We start from the raw sequence: 20,065 nt of genomic DNA on the forward strand, positions 1-20,065 counted from the left end.
TGCTCCTCCTCGGCGCCGACGCCACCACCACCTCCACCATCCGCCGACTCTACGTCCGACCCGCCGACGGCACCCTCGTCTCCATGGACGCCCGCTCCCGCTGCTTCCCCAAAAACCTGGCGCACTTCATCTCCCTGCGCGACCAGCGATGCCGCGTCCCGTACTGCGACGCCCCCGTCGAAGAGATCGAACACGCCGACCCCCACCGCCACGGCGGCGCCACCACCGCCACCAACGGCGACGGCACCTGCAGTGACCACAACCACTCCAAGGAAGCCGACGGCTGGACCTACACCGTCCTCGCCACCACCGACGGCCCCCACACCCTCGACATCCGCACCCCCACCGGCCACACCTACCGCAGCATCGCACCACCGCTCATCAGACCCCAACCACCGGCGCCACAACCAGCACGCCCCCACCCACCGATCCGACGCCGTCCCCGCCGAACCACCCACAACCGCACCATCACCCGCAGACGACGCCGATCACCAATCTGACCGTGCCAGTAGAGATCCCAGAGGAGCTCAGTGCAACCGGGCCAAGGCGCCCATCATGTCGCGGCGCGTTCCGTCGGTCTCCGAGTACCGCAGGGCCCTGACGCGTTCGACGAGGATCTCGTCGGTGGCGTCGGGCAGCAGGGTCAGCACCTCGTCGACGAAGTCGGATAGCGGCATGGCCCACTCGGCCTCCGCCTGACCGGGCATCAGGTCTGTCGCGACTGCCGGCGGAACCAGTTCGAGGACGCTGATCCCGTTGGGCGCCAGCTGCATTCGTAGGGAGTCGGTGAAGGAGTGGATGGCCGCCTTGGTGGCGCTGTAGGTGGGGGTGGTGGCCATCGGGGTGAAGGCGAGTCCCGAGGACACCGTGATGATGGTGGCGCCCGGCGTCCCCGAAAGGAATTCGGTGAACGCCGCGACCAGGCGGAGGGGACCGAGGATGTTGGTGGTCACCTCCGCGACCGCGGTGTCGAGGAATGACGGGTCGGTGAGATCTTCGGCGCGCATGATGCCGGCCATCGCGATGAGGACATTGGTGTCGGGGAATCGGGTCTGCACCTCGGTACTGGCCCGCATGATGTCGTCGGCGTCTGCGGTGTCGATGCGAACAGTCTCGATACCCGGATGGGCTGCGGCGATCTCGTCCATCAGTGCGGTGCGTCGACCGCCGATGATGACGGTGTTGCCCCGCTCGTGGAGTCGCAATGCGAGGGCGAGTCCGATACCCGAGGTGGCGCCGGGGATGAAGATGGTGTTGTCGGTGAGGTTCATGACTCCACTTCATCGCGCTCACCGACCGGCCACCAGGCCGCAGTCATCCAGGGACCGCCGATCCCTGGGCGGGGTCGCGGCGACCGGGTAACAGTGGAGTCATGACGTCCATCGACCGTGCGGGCCTGGCGCAGTTCCTGCGTGCCCGGCGCGAAGCACTGCAACCCGCCGACGTGGGTCTGCCGCCCGGTGCGCGACGTCGGGCACTCGGACTGCGGCGCGAAGAGGTCGCGGCACTCGCCGGAATGTCCACCGACTACTACAGCCGGCTCGAACAGCAACGCGGACCGCACCCGTCGGATCAGATGGTTGCCGCCATCGCGCAGGCGATGCATCTCGGTCTCGACGAGCGTGACCACCTGTTCCGGCTCGCCGGGTTGAACGCGCCCGACCGAGTGAGCCGCGACGATCATGTCAGTCCCGGCATGATGCGCATCGTCGACCGGCTCGCCGACACCCCGGCGATGGTGGTCAACGGTGCGGGGGAGACGTTGAGGCAGACGGCAATGGCGGTGGCGTTGCTCGGTGACGATTCGGTGCTGACCGGGTATCGACGCAGCATCGTCTACCGATGGTTCACCGACCCGCAGACGCGCGGTCGATTTCCGGCCGAGGATCACGACCATCACGCCGCCGCCCACACCGCTCGCCTGCGGGCCGCCGTCACCCGCGACGGGCCGCGCTCGCGGGCCGCGGAAATCGCCGATGCGCTGCGTCGCGAGAGCGCGGAGTTCGCCGAACTCTGGGACCGGCACGACGTCGCAACCTCGCTCGCCGACACCGAGAAGCGGATCGTGCATCCGCAACTCGGACTCATCGAGGTGTTCTGTCAGACACTCCTCGATCCGGACACCGCGCAGATCCTGCTGGTTTATACCGCCGTACCGGGCAGCGACAGTCACGAGAAGCTGGCGATGCTGTCGGCGGTCAGCGGCTGAGCGGGCGAGGCGGGGTGACCCGGATCCCGAGCAGGTACTCATCCTTGATGAAGTTCCCGAATTCGGTCCGCGGAATCGGCTGGTGTCCGATCCTTTCGTCCGCGGCGTCGACCTCGACGTACATGTGCGAACCCGGAACGGCCACAATCCCGCCGCCGACGACGCGGCAACGCCGATAGTCGGCATACATCGACGCGACCCGGACGTCGTATGCCGGCCACCGCGGATTGCCGGGATGCCAGGACACGTTCAGCATCAGGGGGCCGGTGACAGTCATCCAGCAGGCCCCCGACTCGGGGAGCCGTTCGGCAGCAACCGAATTCCCAACTGCCCAGGGAGGCGTACACGATGGGCGGCATCGCGGCGCTCAGGACGGACCGGACCGGCCGATCTCGGGCAGAACCCGACGGGTGGGAACGGCATGCGTACTCATGTTACAAATCGGGGAGTAGACAGCCGCGACACAAACACCGCGGGCCCCGATGTACCGCCGAGAACGGTAGCACGCGCCTACCGGCGCCCCGCGGGTTCCTGCTCGGGGTACTCGTCGACCACCAACTCCGCGGGGGCCTCGCCGGAGGCGTCGGCGGCCACGGCGGCGAGCTCCTCGCCGAGTGACTCCGCGGGTTCGTCGACGGACTCCTGAACCGACGTCTTCGAGCCGGTGAACAGGCAGGCGACGGCGCCGATCAGGCAGCACACCAGGGCGAAGGTGAAGGCCGCGGTCAGACCGTCGGAGAACGGATCGCTGATCAGGTGCGGGAAGAACTCGAGACCGGTGAGGTGATCGATACTGGCCTGCGGCAGACCCTGTAGCGCCTGGCCACCGACCTCCTGGATCGGGTTGACGCCCAGGAACGCCGCGAACAGGATGCCGACCGTGGGCAGGTGCGCGATGGAGTCGGCCGGTGCCGAGGGCATTCCGCCGGCGGTGAGGCCGTCGTACATCGCGGTGGGCAGGTGCTCGCTGAGACCCGCGATCATCATCGAGAAGAACAGCCCGATGGACAGCACCATCGCCGCGTTCTGGAAGGTCGTCATCATGCCGGCGCCGGAGCCGCGGGAGGTGATCGGCAGACTGTTCATCACCTCGGCGCGGTTCGGTGAGGCGAACAGGCCCATGCCGATGCCGTTGATGAGCAGGATCAGTGCGAACACCCAGTAGCTGAAGTCAACCGGGATCGCGATCAGGCCGGCGAACGTCCCGGCGGTGATCAGCATGCCGATGGTGGTGAACCACTTGGTGCCCAGCTTGTCCGACAGGGCGCCGGACACCGGTGCACTGAGCAGGAAGCCGACAGTCATCGGGACCATGTAGATACCGGCCCACAGCGGGGTCTTGGTGTAGTCGTAGCCGTGCTGCGGCAGCCAGATGCCCTGCAGCCAGATGATCAAGATGAACTGCAGACCACCACGCCCGATGGACGCCATCAGGTTCGCGATGTTGCCGAAGGTGAAGGAACGGTTCTTGAACAGCGACAGCTCGAACAGTGGGCTGTCCACCCGGGTCTCGATGATGACGAACGCGGCCAGCATCAGCGCACCGCCGATCAGTGCGGCCAGCACCCAGGGATTGCCCCAGCCCATGTTGGAGGTGCCGTAGGGCTGGATGCCGTAGGTGATGCCGACGAGGATCGCGACGAGGCCGATGGCGAAGGTGGTGTTACCCCACCAGTCCATCTTGGCCTTGCGGCGGACGCCGGTGTCGCGCAGCTTCAGGTACGCCCAGATGGTGCCGATGACGCCGAACGGGACCGAGACCAGGAAGATGTAGTGCCACTGGATCGGGGCGAGCAGGCCGCCGATGATCAGGCCCAGGAAGGAGCCGGCGATGGCCGCGACGCCGTTGATGCCCATGGCCAGACCACGCTGATTGGCCGGGAAGGCGTCGGTGAGGATGGCCGAGGAGTTGGCCATCAGGAATGCACCACCGATGCCCTGGATGATGCGCCAGAAGATCAGCCAGATGGCCGCTTCGGGACCGTCGAACCAGGTGATGGCGAGGAAGATCGACGACACGGTGAAGATGGCGAAGCCCATGTTGTACATCCGGGCGCGCCCGAACATGTCACCGAGCCGGCCGAAGCTCACCACGAGAACCGCGGTGACGACGAGGAATCCCATCATCATCCAGAGCAGGTAGCTGGTGTTGCCCGGCTCCAGCGGATTGAGGTTGATGCCCTTGAAGATATCGGGCAGTGCGATCAGCACGATTGAGCTGTTGATCGTCGCGATCAACATGCCGAGGGTGGTGTTGGACAGGGCGATCCACTTGTAGTGGGGCCCGAGATCGGAAGCCGTGGGGGCCGCGGTGGCGGCGGTCATGGTGTCTCCTGACGTGGTGGGGCTGGGTCGGCTGACGGGGCGTGGCGTCACTCGTCGGATCGCGTCATCGATCGACTCCGAGCGTGGAGCACTCGCCGTCGGTCAGGACGTCGGCGAGGGCGGCGATGCCGCGGGTGAGTTCGGCGCGGGTCTGCGGGTCGAGACGGTCCAGCGCGTCCGCGAGCATCAGCGCCTTCTTCGACTTGGCGTGGTTGATGAGTTCGGTGCCGGCCGGGGTCGCGGCGAGCTGGCGGGCCCGTCCGTCGTCGGGGTCGGGGAGCCGTTCGACGTAACCGCCCTGTTCGAGGTTGCCCACGATCCGTGACATCGTCGGCAGTGAGACCGATTCGCGTTCGGCCAGCGCGGAGAGGCGAAGTGGGCCGTGGTTGATGATCGTCCACAGTGCCGAGGCGACCCCGGCGCTGAGGTTTCCCTGCCCGCCGGCCCGCAACGCCCGTGTGATGCGCACCCACTGGTGGTAGAGCACGGCGACATCGACCGTCGGCGCGGTGCGCAGTTCATCGGTGGATGCGGACATGGCGGACGCCTTTCGGTGGGTGGGATACCGACAAATATAGTTGCTTGTTGCTAAGTAATCGAATGGTAAAGCGGACTACAAGTCCGGATCGCTACGTTGGGAGATACGCAGACATTCATCGACGACGACGAAGTGAGGCGACATGACACAGGTAGTGATCATCGGAGGACACGGCAAGATCGCGTTGCGGCTGGCCCGCATCCTGACCGGACGCGGCGACTCGGTGACCTCGGTGATCCGGACGGAATCGCAGGTCGACGACGTCGCGGCCACCGGCGCGAGCCCCGTGGTGGCGGACGTGGAGAACCTGGACACCGCGTCGATCGCGTCGGTGCTGGCCGGACACGACGTCATCGTGTGGTCGGCCGGGGCCGGTGGTGGCGACCCGGCCCGCACTTACGCCGTCGACCGCGATGCGGCGATCCGCACCATCGACGCCGCATCCTCGGCCGGAGTGAATCGTTTCGTGATGGTGTCCTACTACGGTGCCGGACCAGATCACGGTGTGCCGGAGGAGAATTCGTTCTTCGCCTACGCCGAGGCCAAGGCCGCCGCGGACACACATCTGAAGGACTCGCCACTGCAGTGGACGATCCTCGGGCCGTCGCGGCTCACCGACGAACCCGGTTCGGGCCGCGTCGAGGTCGGTGGCGGGGTCGACTCGAAGGGTGAGGTGAGCCGGGACAATGTGGCGCAGGTCGCCGCCGCGGTGATCGCGGCACCGGACACCGTCGGCAAGGTCATCGAATTCAACGACGGCGACGTTCCGGTGACCGAGGCGATCTGAGGACATCCGACTCCTCCGCACGAGTGGCCCCGGCGTCGATAATGGAGAGGTGACCATCAACCCGAGTGTCCTCGATCGGATGCGTTCTATCGTCGGCGATGCCAACGTCCTCACCGACCCCGACGCGATGGCGGGGTATCTGACCGACTGGATGGGCCGCTACCACGGCCACGCCGACGCGGTGATCCGGCCGCGCACCACCGCCGAGGTCGCGGATGTCGTCGGAGAGTGTGCGGCACAACGGATTAGGATCTGCGTGCAGGGTGGCAACACCGGGCTGGTCGGCGGTTCGGTTCCGCCGCCGGAGGCTCCGGGCGACGACGGTCTCATCCTGTTGTCGACCGCACGCATGACCGACATCGACGACGTCGACGAGGTCGGCGCGACCGTCGGAGCGCAGGCCGGTGCCACCATCGCCGCGATCGATGCCCGCGCCGAGTCGGTGGGTCTGATGTTTCCCGTCGACCTGGCCTCCCGGGAGTCCGCGACGGCCGGCGGGGTGGTGTCGACCAATGCCGGCGGGGTGCGGATGATCCGGCACGGCAACACCCGCGCGCAGATCCTCGGGATCGAGGCGGTCCGCGCCGACGGGCAGGTGCTGCGACGCTGGTCGCCGTTGGTGAAAGACAATGTGGGATACGACATCCCGGGCCTCCTCGCCGGCAGCGAGGGAACCCTCGCGGTGATCACCGGGGTGCTGTTCCGGTTGGTCACCGCCGCCTCGGCCACCGTCGTGCTGGTGGCGGCGCACGATCGCGTCGACGACGCCATCGCCCTGATCGGTCAGGCCCGGGAGGCGGGCCTGACCGTGGAGGCCGCCGAACTGATGACGCAGGCGGGTCTGGACCTGGTGCACGAGCACGGAACCCGGCGGCCGGTGGCCACCCCGGCCCCCGTACTATCTGCTGCTCGAGGTGTCCGGGGCCGGCGACCCGAGGAACTGGTGGTCGACCTCCTCGAGAACGGCACCGGCATCGTCGACGCGGTGCTCGAACCCGGGCCGGCGCGGGCCCTGTGGGAGGTGCGTGAAAGCCACACCGAATCCATCGCCCGCTCCACCACCACACCGGTCGTCAAACTCGACGTGTCCTTCCCGATCCGGGAGTTGCCTGCCGCCGTCACCGAACTCGAGGCGTTGCCCGGCGAGCTCGATTTCGCCTGCCGCCCCATCCTTTTCGGGCATGCCGGCGACGGCAACGTACACGTCAATCTGCTCGACGTGCCGGTCGAGCACACCACCGAGGTCACCGACCGGGTGTTCACCATCGTCGCGGGTCACGGGGGCAGTATCAGTGCCGAACACGGGATCGGCCGCGCCAAGACCGCGTGGACACATCTGGGACGATCGCCGGTCGACCTCGCGGCCATGCGGGCGATCAAGGACGCACTCGACCCCGACGGGTTGCTCAACCCGGGAGTCATCTTCGGCTGAGCCGAACCGGTTGCGGGAGGCTCAGAGCGCGGCACTCACCTGCGTCGACTCCAGCGGATGCGAGAACATCGGGTAGTCGAAGGAGATCGCGTTGTCGTGTTCGGCCACCGACGTCGCGGCGGTGCAGTCGGTCAGGGTGATCACCCGATAGCCGTTCTCATACGCCGAGCGCATCGTCGACTCCACACAGCAGTTGGTGAGGAAGCCACCGAGGATCACCGTCTCGATTCCCTTGCTGCGCAGGATGAAATCGATGTTGGTGGAGGCGAAGGTGTCCAGCCCGCGTTTGCCCTCGATGACGATGTCGCCGTCGGCCGGTGTCAGGTCGTCGACGATGCTCGCACCCCAGGTGCCCTTGACGAAGGCGTTGCCGTCGACGACCCCCTTGAGGATTCCGTAGGGGTGGCGGGTGAGTTCGCCGTATCCGGGGGCGAAGGTGATCGGTGCGTGCATGATCGTCACCCCGGCGGCACGCGCGGCATCGACGAGCGCGACGGTGTTGGCCAGCATGTCGGTCTTGTCCATCACCTCGGCCACCGCCTCGTGCAATACCCCGCCGTCGGAGGTGAATTCGTTCTGGAACTCGATGAGCACCAGGGCGGTGGTGGCGGGGTCGAGGGTGAGGGTGTCGGTCATGCTGATTCTCCTTCGCGCGATGCGGGGTGGCTCCCAGAAGACAATGCCGGGTGATCTGCGCCATAGTCAATGGAAGACCACGGAAGCCTTTGGCGGCAAGCCGCGCGCGGACCCGTCGTCGGTGAGACGATGCAAGTCGTGACCGATCACGTGGATGCACGGTTGGCAGAGTTGGCGCGCCGCAGCGGAGTGGCCACCAGCTTCGTGGGATGGGATTCCCTCGAACACACGGTGAGCGATCAGACTCTGAGGTCGGTGCTGACCGCCCTGGGCGTGGCCGTCGGCTCCGACGAGGAGATCGAGCGGTCGATCGCCGAGTCGGAGGTGGCGCCCTGGCGGGATTTCCTCCCGCCGGTCACCGTGGTCACCGAGGGTGCCGGCGCCGTCTTCTGGGTCCATGTGCCACATGGCAATCCGCTCGATGTGCACATCACCACCGAATCCGGGGTGCAGCGTCGCCCGCATCAGGTCGATTACTGGTGGGAACCGGTCGAGGTCGACGGTGTCCTCACCGGACGTGCCAGCTTCGCCGTGCCCACCGACCTCGAAGCGGGCTATCACGAGATCACCGCCACCGATCCGGCGGCCGGGCGCACCGAGACCACCCCACTCATCGTCACCCCGCGTCACCTCACCACCGCCGATGACCTGATCGGAGACCAGCGGTGGGGCCTGGCACTGCAGCTGTACTCGGTGCGGTCGGCGCGGTCGTGGGGCGTCGGAGACTTCGCCGACCTCGCCGAACTCGCCGCGTCCACGGCCAGCACCTACGGCGCCGACTTCATCCAGGTCAATCCGCTGCACGCCGCCGAGCCGGTGCCCCCGGTGGAGAACTCCCCATACCTGCCGACGACGCGGCGGTTCGTCAATCCGCTCTGCATCGCCGTCGTCGACATCCCGGAGGTGGCCGATCTGCCCAAGCGGCACCGCAAACTGATCGACCGGCTGGCCAAAGGCTTTGTGAGCGACAATGTGTCGACCAAGAAGATCAAGCGCAACAAGGCATTTCGGGCCAAACTGACGGCGCTCGAGTTGATCCACGAGGTGCCTCGACGTGCCGCCCGGGAGGCGTCGTACCGGGCGTTCCGGCGCCGCGAGGGTGACGGCCTCGCCGACTTCGCCACCTGGTGTGCGCTGGTCGAGGAGTTCGGTTCGGACAGTCCCAAATGGCAGGGGAAGCTACGGGATCCCGCTTATGTGGCGCGCCAGCGTCGGCGACTGGCCACCCGCATCGAGTTCTACACCTGGCTCCAGTGGATCTGCGACGAACAACTCGCCGCCGCGCAGAGCGCGGCCCGGTTGGCGGGCATGTCCATCGGGATCATCGCCGACCTCGCGGTCGGCGTCGGACGCGACAGCGCCGACGTGTGGATGCTCGGCGATGTCCTGGCGGCCGGGGCGACGGTCGGAGCGCCCCCGGACGGATTCAATCAGCAGGGACAGAACTGGAATCAGCCACCGTGGCATCCGAAGAAGCTTGCGTCGGCCGGGTACGCGCCGTACCGCGACATGCTGCGCACAGTCCTGCGGCACGCGGGCGGACTACGCGTCGACCACATCCTCGGACTGTTCCGGCTGTGGTGGATCCCCGACGGCGGTTCGGCCGCCGACGGCACTTACGTCCGCTATGACCACGACGCGTTGATCGGGATCCTCGCGCTCGAGGCGCAACGCGCGGGTGCCGTCGTCATCGGCGAGGATCTCGGGGTGTTCGAACCCTCGGTGCAGGACACACTGCGTGACCGCGGGATCCTCGGCTGCTCGATCCTGTGGTTCGAGCACGGCCCGTACGCGCCGATCCCGCCGGAACGCTACCGCGAGTTGTGCCTGACCGCGGTCACCACCCACGACCTCCCGCCGACGGTCGGATACCTGGCCGGCGACCACATCACGCTGCGCTCCGAACTAGGCCTACTCACCGAGAGCGAGGACGACGACCGGGCCCGCGAGGAACGCGACCGCGACGCGGTCCTGGCGATGGCGATCGAACGTGGTCTGCTTGCACCCGACACCCCGCTGACCGACAAACACACGATCAACGCTCTCTATCAGCTGATCGCGGCGAGCCCGTCGGTGCTGCTCAGCGTCGCACTGGTGGATGCGGTGGGCGAGCGGCGCATCCAGAATCAGCCCGGCACCGACGCCGATCAGTACCCGAACTGGTGCATCCCGCTGGCCGACGACGAACGGCGTCCGGTGCTCGTCGAAGACCTGCCCGCCAACGCGCGGTTCGCGTCACTGGTGGCCGCGCTCGAGGCGGTCGGGGTGGGCGGGGAGTCGGCCGGGGCCTGACCCGCCCCGCCGCTCAGTCGACGTCCGTGGCCCCGCGCCGGATGGCGATGGCAACCAGTGCGGCGGCGACGGCGCACAGCACCGCCACTCCGATGTTGAAGGCGATGCCCGTCGGGACCAGCCCCCACCGGGCGGCGGCGAGTCCCTGGGCGACGATCGGGATCGACAAGGCGACGTAGGCGACCACGAAGTAGGTGGAGGTGACCTCGGCCCGACGATCGGCCGGACTGGCCGCGACCACCGCGGCCAGGCCCTTGCTGAACGAGATGCCCTGCCCGGCACCGGAGATGACGGCCCCGATGATGAGCAGCGGCAGGGACTCGGCGGCCAGCGCCCAGGCGATCACCCCCACCCCGACGGTCAGCGCCGCGCAACCGGCGATCAGGGCGGTCCCGGTGGGGGCGCGCCGCCCCACGATCTGGGTGACAGCCGACGTGCCGAGCAGGATGGCGACGAGGGCGCCCGCCATGAAGTGATTGTCGATCCCGATGACGTGGGCGAGGAACGACGGTGCGACCGCGGTGAACGTCCCCAACACCGCGAAACCGGCGAAAGCCGCGATGGCCGGCCCGGTGAACACCGCACGCACCTGCGGTGGCACCGACAGCCGCTGCACTCCCACGCGCGCGCCGGGTGTCGGCCGGGCCGGTTCCGGGATGAACCAGATCGCGACCCCGACCACCAGCAGCAACGCGAGGTCGACGACGAAGACGGTGTGCAACGGTGACGGCGCGTACTGCGCGAGCACGCCGGCGAGCAGCGGTCCCAGGCCGAGCCCGCCGATGTTGGCGGCCGTGGCGATCGCCGGTGCCCGGAATCGCCAATTCGGCGGCGCGAGTTCGATCACCGCCGCGGTGGCGGTGCCGGTGTAGATCCCGGCCGACAACCCCGACACGATGCGGCCGACCAGGAGTTGACTCAGTCCGCCCGCGGCGAGAAAGATGATCGCGCTGATCGCCGAGAGCGCCACACCGGTGATCAGCAGTGGCCGGCGCCCGACGACGTCGGACCACCTGCCGAACACGATCAGCGCCGTGATGACGCCGGCGGCGTACACCGCGAAGATGATGGTCGTCGTGGCGACCCCGAAGTCCAGTTCGGCGCCGTAGATCGCGTACAGCGGGGTGGGGAGAGTGGTTCCCAGCATCACCACCGCGAAGGCGGCGACCGCGGCGGTGAATGCGGCCGAGGGGCCGATCGTGCGGTGAGCGGACATGCCTCATCCAAGCACGAGGTCTCGTCGATCTATTCCGGCACAGAATCAGACACGACGTGGCGCGGACAAGGCCACCGGGTGCGCTAGCCTTCACAAACATGTCGACAGATCCGCTGATTCTCGCCACCACCTCCCGAATGCCCTTTGCCGTCGACGAGATCCACAAACTCGGCGAGACCGGGCGCTTCGTCGTCGCCTCCGACACCTTCCGCGCTGCCCCCGGCAGTCACTCGCGGGGCGCGAGCAAGCATGTGACGGTACCCGCACCCACGCAGGAGACCCTGGCCTTCGTCGACGCCGTGGTCGAGATCCTCGATGAGTACCAGATCAACTGGCTGCTGCCGATGTTCGAGGACGTCTTCTACCTCGCCGCACACCGAGATCGGCTCGCCCAGGGGCGCGACATCGAACTCTTCTTCCCCGACCTGGAGACGTTGCGCCGGGTGCACGACAAGGTCAGCTTCACCGACCTGTGCCGCACCCTCGGCCTGCCCGTCGCCGAGACGATCACCGCGACCAGCCAGGACGAACTGCGGGCGGCCGCCGGGCACTGGGATCACTGGTTCGCCCGCGCCGCCTTCGGCCGTGGCGGCCTGGACATCGCGACCAACACCGGCCCGCTGGCCGGCGAGACCGACCTCGACGACATTCACCCCAGCGCCGACGACCCGTGGCTCGTGCAGGAGTTCCTCTCCGGCGTCGACCGCTGCAGCTGGAGCGTCGTCCACCACGGTGAGGTGGTGCTGCACTCGTGCTACGAGCATCCCCTCGCGATCGACAACCGCGGCGGCGTGATCTTCCAGTCCGTCGATTCGCCGGAGTCGCTGGAGACCGCACAGCGCATCGCCCGGGAACTCAACTGGCACGGTCAACTCTCCTTCGACTACCTGATGACCGACGACGGTGTGCATCACATGGTGGAGTGCAACCCGCGTCCGACGGCCGGCTGCACCGTCGCCACCGCCGAGGAGTTCGACACCGCGCTGTTCAACCCCGGCGGGCTCGTCGTCGTACCGCCGGGCCGTAAGAAGATGATCAAGGCCGCCGTCATCCGCGACGCACTGATGCATCCGTCGCACGCCCGCGGCAACGTCGCCGCGGCCAAGGGCGCCAAGGGCGTCTACGACCAGCGCAAGGACCATATGCCGCTGCTGTATTCGGCGTTGTCGCTGCAGCACATCCTGGCCTACCGCAAACAGCTGGGTATCAACCGTCAGAAGGGTGAGACGCTCGTCGCGACCCAGTTCTTCGACGTGCTCTACGACGGTTCGCCGATCGCCTGACGCCGATCGCCGGGAGCCGGGGGTTCCGGTCGACGACCGCATCACGTTAGTGTTGTCGTGGGTAACACACAATCATGAGGTGATGGCATGGGCGTTGACCACGAGGCGGTGATCGTCGGCGCCGGATTCGGCGGGATCGGCGCCGCGATCGAGTTCCGCCGGCTCGGCATCGAGGATTTCGTGATCCTCGAACGGGAGGACGATCTCGGCGGCACGTGGCATGTCAACCACTACCCGGGTCTAGCCGTCGACATCGCCTCGGCGACGTACTCCTACTCCTTCGAACCCAATCCACGGTGGTCGCGGCTGTTCGCGCCCGGGCCCGAACTCAAGCGCTACGCGGCCGACGTCGCCGAGAAGTACGACCTCAAGCGGCGGATGGAATTCGGGACCGTCGTGGAACGGGCCGTCTGGGACGACGAGGCCGCGGCGTGGATGGTGTCGACCGCCGACGGCGCGCAGCGCACCTGCCGATACCTGGTCACCGCCACCGGCTTCCTCTCCCAACCCCACACCCCCGACTTCGACGGCCTCGACACCTTCGCCGGCACCATCGCCCACACCGCCGACTGGGATGACGACCTGGATCTGTCCGGCCGGCGCGTCGCGATCATCGGCACCGGCGCCACCGCGGTCCAGCTGATCCCGGAGGCGGCCCGAAAAGCGGTCCACCTCACCGTGTTCCAGCGCACGCCGATCTGGGTGGTGCCCAAGGTCGACTTTCCCATCCCACGTGGGGTGCAGAGCCTCTTCGCCCGTTTCCCGCTGACGCAGCGGGCCGTGCGCCTGGTGAACACCTCGATGCTGGAACTGCTGATGGTGGTCGGTGTGCTGCACTTCCGGCAGGCCCGCCTCGGCAACCGTGTCGCGGCCCTGTTGGCCAAGGCGCATCTGCGGGCGCAGGTGCCCGACGCCGGCCTTCGCCGGGCGCTGACGCCGGACTACGACTTCGGCTGCAAACGACCGACCTTCTCCAACACCTACTTTCGGTCCTTCACCCGCCCGAACGTGACCCTGGAGACCGGCGGCATCGGACACCTCGAACCGGACGCGATCATCACCGGCGACGGCCGGCGGATCGAGATCGACACCCTGGTGCTCGCCACCGGATTCGACCTGTGGGACACCAACTTCCCGGCCTTCGAGATCATCGGCCGCGACGGCGTCGATCTGGGCCGGTGGTGGCGCGACACCCGATTCCAGGCGTATCAGGGCATCACCATGCCGAGGTTCCCGAATCTGTTGTCGCTCAACAGTCCCTACTCCTACAGCGGACTGTCCTACTTCACCACCATCGAGGGACAGATGCGCCACATGGCGCGCCTCTTCGGTGAGTTGCGACGCCGGGGTGCGCAGACGTTCGAGGTCACCGAAGCGGCCAACGCCGAGTTCCTCGACGAGGTCACCGACCACCTGCAGTCCTCGGTCTTCTACCGGGGCGACTGCGCGTCGGCGCGCAGTTACTACTTCAATCACCAGGGGGAGGCCGCCCTGCTCCGGCCAAACTCCACCCTCACCACTCTGCGTCAGATGGAACGATTCCCGCTCGAGGACTACAGCTTTCGCTGACGGCTCGTGCTCGACGATGCACGGGACTACCGTGGCGTCATGCGCGCATGGGCAGTCAACCGTCCGGGGCCGATCGAGAGCGGACCGCTGGACCTGATCGAGCGGCCGGTACCCGAACCGGGTACCGGCGAACTGTTGGTCCGGGTACGTGTGTGCGGGGTGTGTCGCACCGACCTGCACGTCAGCGAGGGCGACCTGCCGGTCCATCGCGCCGGGGTGACACCGGGCCACGAGGTGGTCGGCGAGGTCGCCGGATTCGGCCCCGGCGCCGACACCGGTGAGTTCACGCTCGGTGATCGGGTCGGGGTGGCCTGGCTGCACCACACCGACGGCACCTGCGCCTACTGTCGCCGCGGCGCGGAAAACCTCTGTCCGGCATCCACATACACCGGATGGGACGTCGACGGTGGATACGCCGAGTTCACTACGGTTCCCACCGACTTCGCCTACCGCCTGCCCGACGACGTCGACGACGTGACACTCGCACCGTTGCTGTGCGCGGGGATCATCGGCTATCGCGCACTCAAGCGCGCCTCACTGCCGGAGGGTGGGCGGCTGGGCATCTACGGCTTCGGTGGCAGCGCGCACCTGGCCACGCAGATCGCGATAGCCCAGGGCGCCCGGGTGCACGTGATGACCCGCGGCGAGCAGGCCGCCGAACTCGCGCGGTCGCTGGGGGTCGCCTCGGTCAGCGGTGCCTACGACGCACCGCCAGAACCGCTCGACGCCGCGATCACCTTCGCCCCGGTCGGCGAGTTGGTGCCGGTCGCGATGGCCGCCCTCGACCGGGGTGGAGTGCTGTCGATCGCCGGAATCCACCTCACCGACATCCCGAAGCTCAACTATGAGCGGGAGTTGTTCTACGAGAAGGAGATCCGCTCGGTCACCGCGAACACCCGGGCCGACGGCCACGAATTCCTGCGCCTGGTCACCGAATACGGCATCACTGCGACCACCCATCCCTACCCACTGACCCGCGCCGACGAGGCCCTCGCCGACCTCAAGGCCGGGCGCTTCGACGGCGCCGCGGTGCTCGTCGCCGACGAGTGAGGCCGGGACGACGGATGGCGGTGTGCGCTACACCGGTTCGAGCAACTCCGGGGAATTGTTGGCGACCCGATTGACCAACGGTGACACCTCGCGGATCGTGATCGCGGCGGCCACCTCGGCGCTCGGCGGTGCGAACAGCTCGTCGGGGGCCCGGTGATCGGGATCGAGCCAGGCGTCCCAATGCGCATACGGCATGATCAGCGGCATCCGGTCATGCACCTGGACCAGATCGCCGACTGCGTCGGTGGTCAGGATCGAGCAACTCAGCAGGGGAGCGGCCGCCTCGTCGGTACGGTCGTGCCACACCGACCACAGGCCGGCCATGAACAGCCGGGTACCGTCGGCCGGCGACATGAAGAACGGCACCTTGGTGGGCTTGCCCTTCGTATCCGGCGGGCCCTTCTTCCACTCGTACCACCCGTCCATCGGGATCAGGCAGCGACGCGACTTCACCGACGACCGGAACGAACTCTTCTCACCCGCGCTCTCGGCGCGCGCGTTGAACAGCAACGGGCCCTTGCCGACCTCTTTTGCCCACGGCGGCACCAGACCCCAGCGCATCGCGCGGATGCGCAGCGTGGGGTCGTCATCGGGATGGTCATGGTCGTGCCGCTTGACCACCGACATCACCGTCGTGGTGGGGGCGACGTTGTAGTTGGGTCCCAGGGCCCGCGGTGCCGCACCGCCATCGGAGTCGCCCGTCGCGGCGTCCGGCGCCGCCGGCACCTCGTTGACGGCATCGATCTCGGCGGCGAGCTTGGCCGGGTCGGTGGTCACCGCATATCGTCCACACATGGGTCCATCGTGGCACGGGGTCCCGACACCCGCGGTGTCGTCGCTGGTCAGGCGCAGATGTCGGCGGTCACCGCGGCGGTCACCGACACCAGGTCGGCCGGTGCCAGGGCCACCTCGAGGCCGCGTCGTCCGGCGCTGCACAGGACCTTCGGCCAGGACAGCGCCGAGACGTCGACGACGGTGGGCAGTGCCGTGCGCTGACCGATCGGGGAGACCCCGCCCAGGACGTACCCCGTGGAACGGGTCACCGCCTTGGCCTCACCCATCACCGCCTTACTCGCCCCCAACGCCGCCGCGGCCGCCTTCAACGACAGTTTCCGCGGCACCGGGATCACCGCGACCGCCAGGCCCGACCGGGATCCCGACAGTTCGATGACCAGGGTCTTGAACACCTGCTCGGCGGTGACGCCGAGCGCCTGCCCCAGCGCCTCGACGGCCTCGGATCCGTAGTTGTCGTTGCGCGGGTCGTGGGCGTAGCGGTGCACCTCGTGTGCGATGCCCGCCGCGACGAGCGCGGCGATGGCGGGGGTGGCGGCCACCGGGTTACCTCCTGGGTTCGGATGTCCGGCGCGGACCGAACATGTCTGGCACAGACCGGAACAATTGTCGCGTCGAGCCTGTTGTGACCACATGTCGGGGCACCTCGATTCGTCGGTGACGACGTCGGCGGCGCCCACCACACTGACCGGACACGGCGTCCGGCAACACACTCGATGCAGAGGAAGGCAGGTGGCCGGTGACCGCGGACATGCTCCTCGATCCCCCTCGCGAGCCGTTGGACGGGCTGCGCTCGCTAGACTTGATCGACATCATCGGGCAGCCGGAGGCGGTGCCCGCGAGCGTCAGCGTCGAAGGGATCGCAGTGACCGAAGCCGACCCAACCGAGCAGGAGCAGACCGACCAGGCCGCGGCTCCTGCTGCCGGTGCGCCGGCCGAAGGACCCGGATCCGCCGCGCCGCGCCGCGCCGATCCGAATGAATCGTCCCAGGACCTGACCGAGCGGTTCGAACGCGACGCGCTTCCGCTGCTCGACCAGATGTACGGCGCAGCACTGCGGATGACTCGGAATCCGGCCGACGCCGAAGACCTGGTGCAGGAGACCTACGTCAAGGCCTTCTCGGCATTCGCATCGTTCCGCGAGGGCACCAACCTCAAGGCGTGGCTCTATCGCATCCTGACCAACACCTACATCAACGGCTACCGCAAGAAGCAGCGGCAACCGGCGCAGTACCCGACCGACGAGATCACCGACTGGCAACTCGCCGCCACCGCCGAGCACACCTCGACGGGGCTGCGATCGGCGGAGATCGAGGCCCTCGACGCGCTCCCCGACGACGAGATCAAGGCAGCCCTGCAGGCGTTGCCGGAGGATTTCCGGATGGCCGTCTACTACGCCGACGTCGAAGGTCTTCCGTACAAGGAGATCGCCGAGATCATGGACACACCGATCGGGACCGTCATGTCGCGGCTGCACCGGGGACGCCGTCAGCTTCGGGAACTGCTGGCCGACGTCGCACGTGAACGCGGCTTCAACCGGTCGGCCACGGCGAAGAGCGAGGTGACCCAGTGAGCGAGAACACCACTACACCGGTACCCGACGACGACCCGGAGTTCACCTCGCTGGATTGCTCGGCGGTCATCGCCGACGTCTGGTTGCTGCTGGACAACGAATGCGACCCCGACGCGCGGGAGCGGCTCAAGTCGCATCTGGACAACTGCCCGTCGTGCCTGGCCCACTACGGCATCGAGAGCGACTTGAAGGCCCTGATCAACCGAAAGTGCGGAGGGGATCAGGCGCCGAAGGGCCTGCGTGACCGGCTGCGCGTCGAGATCCGCCGGACCGTCGTCGTCACCGAGACGCGGTACTCCACCGGGGAGTGACCACCGGGGAGTGACGGCACAAAAAACGCCCGGTCGGGAGTCGGTCGATCAGACCGGCGTCACCGTTCCGGGCGTTTTCCCGTGTCGCTGCGCAAGATGCTCAGGAGTTGGGGCGCCTGCCGTGATTGGCTGCGTTCTTCTTACGTGCGCGCTTTTTGCGTCCGCGCTTACCCATGGCGGGCCTCCTTCGTCGAAATGTGTACCCACCAGTGTCCCATGAGGTCGCCCGCATCCGAGAATCGGCCGGTGGTCGGGGCTCGCCCGCGCATCCCGGCTAGGTTGTCCCTATGGCAGAAGACGTCGTGGCCGAGATCGTCGCGAGCGTGATGGAGGTGCTGGTCACCGCGGGACAATCAGTCGACGTCGGTGACACGATCGTGCTCGTGGAGTCGATGAAGATGGAGATCCCGGTTCTCGCGGAGGAACCCGGTGTGATCGCCGAGGTCAAGGTCGCCGTCGGCGACGTCGTCCAAGCCGGCGACGTCATCGCCGTCTACCGGTGACCGCGGCCGCCCATGTCGACCCTGGCCGATCTGCTGGCCGAACACACCACACTCTCCGATCACGCCGCCGCCCATCTGCAGCGGCTGGTCGCCGAGTGGCAACTGGTCGCCGACCTGTCGTTCGCGGACTTCGTGTTGTCGGTGCGCACCGAATCCTCCGACATCGTCAGCGTGGCGCAATGCCGACCCAACACCGCCTCCACTGTCTTCCCCGCCGACGAGGTGGGTACCGTCGTCGACCCGGCCAAGAATCCGCAGGTGCCCCGTGCATTCGAGGAACGGCGGATTCTGCGTGACGAGGACCCGACGTGGTTCGGTGCGATGGCGATCCGGCGCGAGGCCGTGCCGGTGGGGTACGACGGCGCGGTGATCGGGGTGCTCACCCGTGCGGTGGACCTCACGCATCCGCGGTTGCCGTCGCCGCTGGAACTGGCCTATCAGGACTGCGCCAACGACCTCTGCCAGATGGTCTCCGACGGGACGTTCCCCCAACTGGAGGGAAATCCGCGTGGATTGTCGACGCCGCGCGCCGGAGACGGATTCGTGCGCGTCGACGCCCGCGGCATGGTGGTGTATTCGAGTCCGAACGCACTCTCGGCATTCCACCGGATGGGCTGGACCGCCGAACTCACCGGCGCGCGCCTGTCGGCGGTGACCGCCTCGCTGCTCACCGATCCCTTCGATTCCGAGGACGCCGCCCTCATGATCGACGCCGCGGCGGGTGTCAGCGCACCGCCGGCCGGCCCGTACCGCGACGTCGGGATGCGGATGGAGGCCGACGCCCGCCGTGCCTCGGTGTTGCTGCGTGCGGTGCCGCTGCGTCCCCGTGGAGAGAGCACCGGCGCGATTGTCCTGATCCGCGACGTCACCGAAGTCAAACGTCGCGATCTGGCCCTGATCAGCAAGGACGCCACGATCCGCGAGATCCATCACCGGGTCAAGAACAACCTGCAGTCGGTGTCGGCGCTCCTGCGTCTGCAGGCCCGGCGGACCAGTAACGCCGAGGCCCGTGCGGCCCTCACCGAGGCGGTGCGTCGCGTCGGTTCCATCGCCCTGGTGCACGAGTTGCTCTCCGGCAGTGTCGACGAGGAGGTCGATCTCGACGAAGCGGTCGATCGTCTGGTCCCCACGCTGGTCGACGTGGCCTCCGGGGAACGCCCGGTGATGGTGCGACGGGTAGATCGGTTGGGTGTGCTGGCCTCGGATCTCGCGATGCCGCTGGTGATGGTCCTCACCGAACTGATCCAGAATGCGATCGAGCACGGTTTTGCGGCCGAACGGCCCGACGCGCTGATCGAGATCCGAGCCGATCGTGATGTGCGGCGACTCCGAATCCTGGTGCGTGACAACGGTTCGGGACTTCCCGAAGGATTCGACTTGGCGTCGTCGGACCGGCTGGGGTTGCGGATCGTGCAGACGCTCGTGTCGATCGAGCTCGGCGGCGAGGTGTCGGCGGGACCCAACCCGGTCGGGGCGGGAACACAGGTGGAGATCACCGTGCCGCTGCGACGCGAGACAATGCGCTGAACACCAAAAAACCCTGCCGTGG

Annotated in this window: 20 protein-coding genes and 1 pseudogene; 12 read left to right on the forward strand and 9 right to left on the reverse strand. The window is 67.7% G+C overall.

The features are described 5' to 3' along the window. Nucleotides 1-500: pseudogene (locus ACWETB_RS18125) on the forward strand (HNH endonuclease); the annotation flags it as partial. A gap of 27 nt (nucleotides 501-527) precedes the next feature. Here the strand turns inward: ACWETB_RS18125 and ACWETB_RS18130 are convergent. Then, the gene (locus ACWETB_RS18130; RefSeq protein ID WP_348804400.1) at nucleotides 528-1,271 is read right to left on the reverse strand and encodes an SDR family oxidoreductase; all 744 of its coding nucleotides are present in this window, start codon (nucleotides 1,269-1,271) and stop codon (nucleotides 528-530) included. Nucleotides 1,272-1,372: 101 nt separating this feature from the next. Between ACWETB_RS18130 and ACWETB_RS18135 the strand changes: the two genes are divergently transcribed. Continuing rightward, complete coding sequence (locus tag ACWETB_RS18135; RefSeq protein WP_348804399.1) at nucleotides 1,373-2,209, forward strand: helix-turn-helix transcriptional regulator; 837 nt, start codon at nucleotides 1,373-1,375, stop codon at nucleotides 2,207-2,209. Here the strand turns inward: ACWETB_RS18135 and ACWETB_RS18140 are convergent. The 3 genes from ACWETB_RS18140 to ACWETB_RS18150 all read right to left on the reverse strand — a co-directional run bounded on the left by ACWETB_RS18140 (nucleotide 2,199) and on the right by ACWETB_RS18150 (nucleotide 5,072). Continuing rightward, nucleotides 2,199-2,486: a hypothetical protein gene (locus ACWETB_RS18140; RefSeq protein WP_348804398.1), complete on the reverse strand. Its 288-nt coding sequence runs from the start codon at nucleotides 2,484-2,486 to the stop codon at nucleotides 2,199-2,201. The two genes, ACWETB_RS18135 and ACWETB_RS18140, sit on opposite strands and share 11 nt — an antisense overlap. 233 nt (nucleotides 2,487-2,719) lie before the next feature. Continuing rightward, a complete protein-coding gene (locus ACWETB_RS18145; protein WP_348804397.1) occupies nucleotides 2,720-4,534 on the reverse strand; it encodes an MFS transporter in 1,815 nt (604 codons plus the stop codon). Nucleotides 4,535-4,598: 64 nt separating this feature from the next. Further along, complete coding sequence (locus ACWETB_RS18150; RefSeq protein WP_348804396.1) at nucleotides 4,599-5,072, reverse strand: MarR family winged helix-turn-helix transcriptional regulator; 474 nt, start codon at nucleotides 5,070-5,072, stop codon at nucleotides 4,599-4,601. A 142-nt stretch (nucleotides 5,073-5,214) separates the two neighbouring features. Here ACWETB_RS18150 and ACWETB_RS18155 point away from each other — a divergent pair, with 142 nt between their 5' ends. Next, a complete protein-coding gene (locus ACWETB_RS18155; RefSeq protein ID WP_348804395.1) occupies nucleotides 5,215-5,859 on the forward strand; it encodes an SDR family oxidoreductase in 645 nt (214 codons plus the stop codon). A 49-nt stretch (nucleotides 5,860-5,908) separates the two neighbouring features. Further along, nucleotides 5,909-7,291, forward strand: coding sequence for an FAD-binding oxidoreductase (locus ACWETB_RS18160; RefSeq protein ID WP_452212725.1), 1,383 nt, complete (start codon nucleotides 5,909-5,911; stop codon nucleotides 7,289-7,291). Nucleotides 7,292-7,312: 21 nt separating this feature from the next. On the opposite strand, the gene ACWETB_RS18165 is transcribed toward ACWETB_RS18160, so the two are convergent. After that, the gene (locus ACWETB_RS18165; RefSeq protein WP_449743233.1) at nucleotides 7,313-7,927 is read right to left on the reverse strand and encodes an isochorismatase family cysteine hydrolase; all 615 of its coding nucleotides are present in this window, start codon (nucleotides 7,925-7,927) and stop codon (nucleotides 7,313-7,315) included. A gap of 129 nt (nucleotides 7,928-8,056) precedes the next feature. On the opposite strand from ACWETB_RS18165, the gene malQ reads away from it, so the two are divergent. Beyond that, nucleotides 8,057-10,219 (forward strand): 4-alpha-glucanotransferase, encoded by a 2,163-nt coding sequence (gene malQ / locus ACWETB_RS18170; RefSeq protein WP_452212727.1) that lies wholly within the window; start codon nucleotides 8,057-8,059, stop codon nucleotides 10,217-10,219. 13 nt (nucleotides 10,220-10,232) lie between these two features. Here malQ and ACWETB_RS18175 read toward each other — a convergent pair whose 3' ends face one another. Next, nucleotides 10,233-11,435, reverse strand: a complete 1,203-nt coding sequence (locus ACWETB_RS18175) for an MFS transporter (RefSeq protein WP_449743231.1) — start codon at nucleotides 11,433-11,435, stop codon at nucleotides 10,233-10,235. 98 nt (nucleotides 11,436-11,533) lie between these two features. Here ACWETB_RS18175 and ACWETB_RS18180 point away from each other — a divergent pair, with 98 nt between their 5' ends. The 3 genes from ACWETB_RS18180 to ACWETB_RS18190 all read left to right on the forward strand — a co-directional run bounded on the left by ACWETB_RS18180 (nucleotide 11,534) and on the right by ACWETB_RS18190 (nucleotide 15,337). Beyond that, nucleotides 11,534-12,718, forward strand: coding sequence for an ATP-grasp domain-containing protein (locus ACWETB_RS18180; protein ID WP_449743230.1), 1,185 nt, complete (start codon nucleotides 11,534-11,536; stop codon nucleotides 12,716-12,718). 87 nt (nucleotides 12,719-12,805) lie between these two features. Then, on the forward strand, nucleotides 12,806-14,287 hold the full coding sequence (locus ACWETB_RS18185) for a flavin-containing monooxygenase (RefSeq protein WP_449743229.1): 1,482 nt from the start codon (nucleotides 12,806-12,808) through the stop codon (nucleotides 14,285-14,287). A 39-nt stretch (nucleotides 14,288-14,326) separates the two neighbouring features. Further along, nucleotides 14,327-15,337 (forward strand): zinc-binding alcohol dehydrogenase family protein, encoded by a 1,011-nt coding sequence (locus ACWETB_RS18190; RefSeq protein WP_348809451.1) that lies wholly within the window; start codon nucleotides 14,327-14,329, stop codon nucleotides 15,335-15,337. Between the two features lie 27 nt (nucleotides 15,338-15,364). Here the strand turns inward: ACWETB_RS18190 and ACWETB_RS18195 are convergent, their stop codons facing one another. Continuing rightward, nucleotides 15,365-16,132: an SOS response-associated peptidase gene (locus ACWETB_RS18195; protein ID WP_348809450.1), complete on the reverse strand. Its 768-nt coding sequence runs from the start codon at nucleotides 16,130-16,132 to the stop codon at nucleotides 15,365-15,367. Between the two features lie 47 nt (nucleotides 16,133-16,179). Then, entirely contained in the window at nucleotides 16,180-16,671 is a 492-nt protein-coding gene (gene ybaK / locus ACWETB_RS18200; RefSeq protein WP_348809449.1) for a Cys-tRNA(Pro) deacylase, read from the reverse strand. A 209-nt stretch (nucleotides 16,672-16,880) separates the two neighbouring features. On the opposite strand from ybaK, the gene ACWETB_RS18205 reads away from it, so the two are divergent. Beyond that, nucleotides 16,881-17,702: a sigma-70 family RNA polymerase sigma factor gene (locus tag ACWETB_RS18205; protein ID WP_452212800.1), complete on the forward strand. Its 822-nt coding sequence runs from the start codon at nucleotides 16,881-16,883 to the stop codon at nucleotides 17,700-17,702. Beyond that, the gene (rsrA, locus tag ACWETB_RS18210; protein WP_348809448.1) at nucleotides 17,699-18,013 is read left to right on the forward strand and encodes a mycothiol system anti-sigma-R factor; all 315 of its coding nucleotides are present in this window, start codon (nucleotides 17,699-17,701) and stop codon (nucleotides 18,011-18,013) included. Before ACWETB_RS18205 ends, rsrA begins: the two co-directional genes overlap by 4 nt. Before the next feature lie 100 nt (nucleotides 18,014-18,113). Here the strand turns inward: rsrA and ACWETB_RS18215 are convergent, their stop codons facing one another. Then, nucleotides 18,114-18,188 (reverse strand): 50S ribosomal protein bL37, encoded by a 75-nt coding sequence (locus ACWETB_RS18215; protein WP_373279550.1) that lies wholly within the window; start codon nucleotides 18,186-18,188, stop codon nucleotides 18,114-18,116. Between the two features lie 112 nt (nucleotides 18,189-18,300). Here ACWETB_RS18215 and ACWETB_RS18220 point away from each other — a divergent pair, with 112 nt between their 5' ends. Further along, nucleotides 18,301-18,516, forward strand: a complete 216-nt coding sequence (locus ACWETB_RS18220; RefSeq protein WP_348809447.1) for a biotin/lipoyl-binding carrier protein — start codon at nucleotides 18,301-18,303, stop codon at nucleotides 18,514-18,516. Between the two features lie 12 nt (nucleotides 18,517-18,528). Beyond that, a complete protein-coding gene (locus ACWETB_RS18225; protein WP_348809446.1) occupies nucleotides 18,529-20,043 on the forward strand; it encodes a sensor histidine kinase in 1,515 nt (504 codons plus the stop codon). The last annotated feature ends 22 nt before the right edge of the window (nucleotides 20,044-20,065 follow it).

It is taken from the genome of Gordonia sp. NPDC003950 (genome assembly GCF_053605205.1).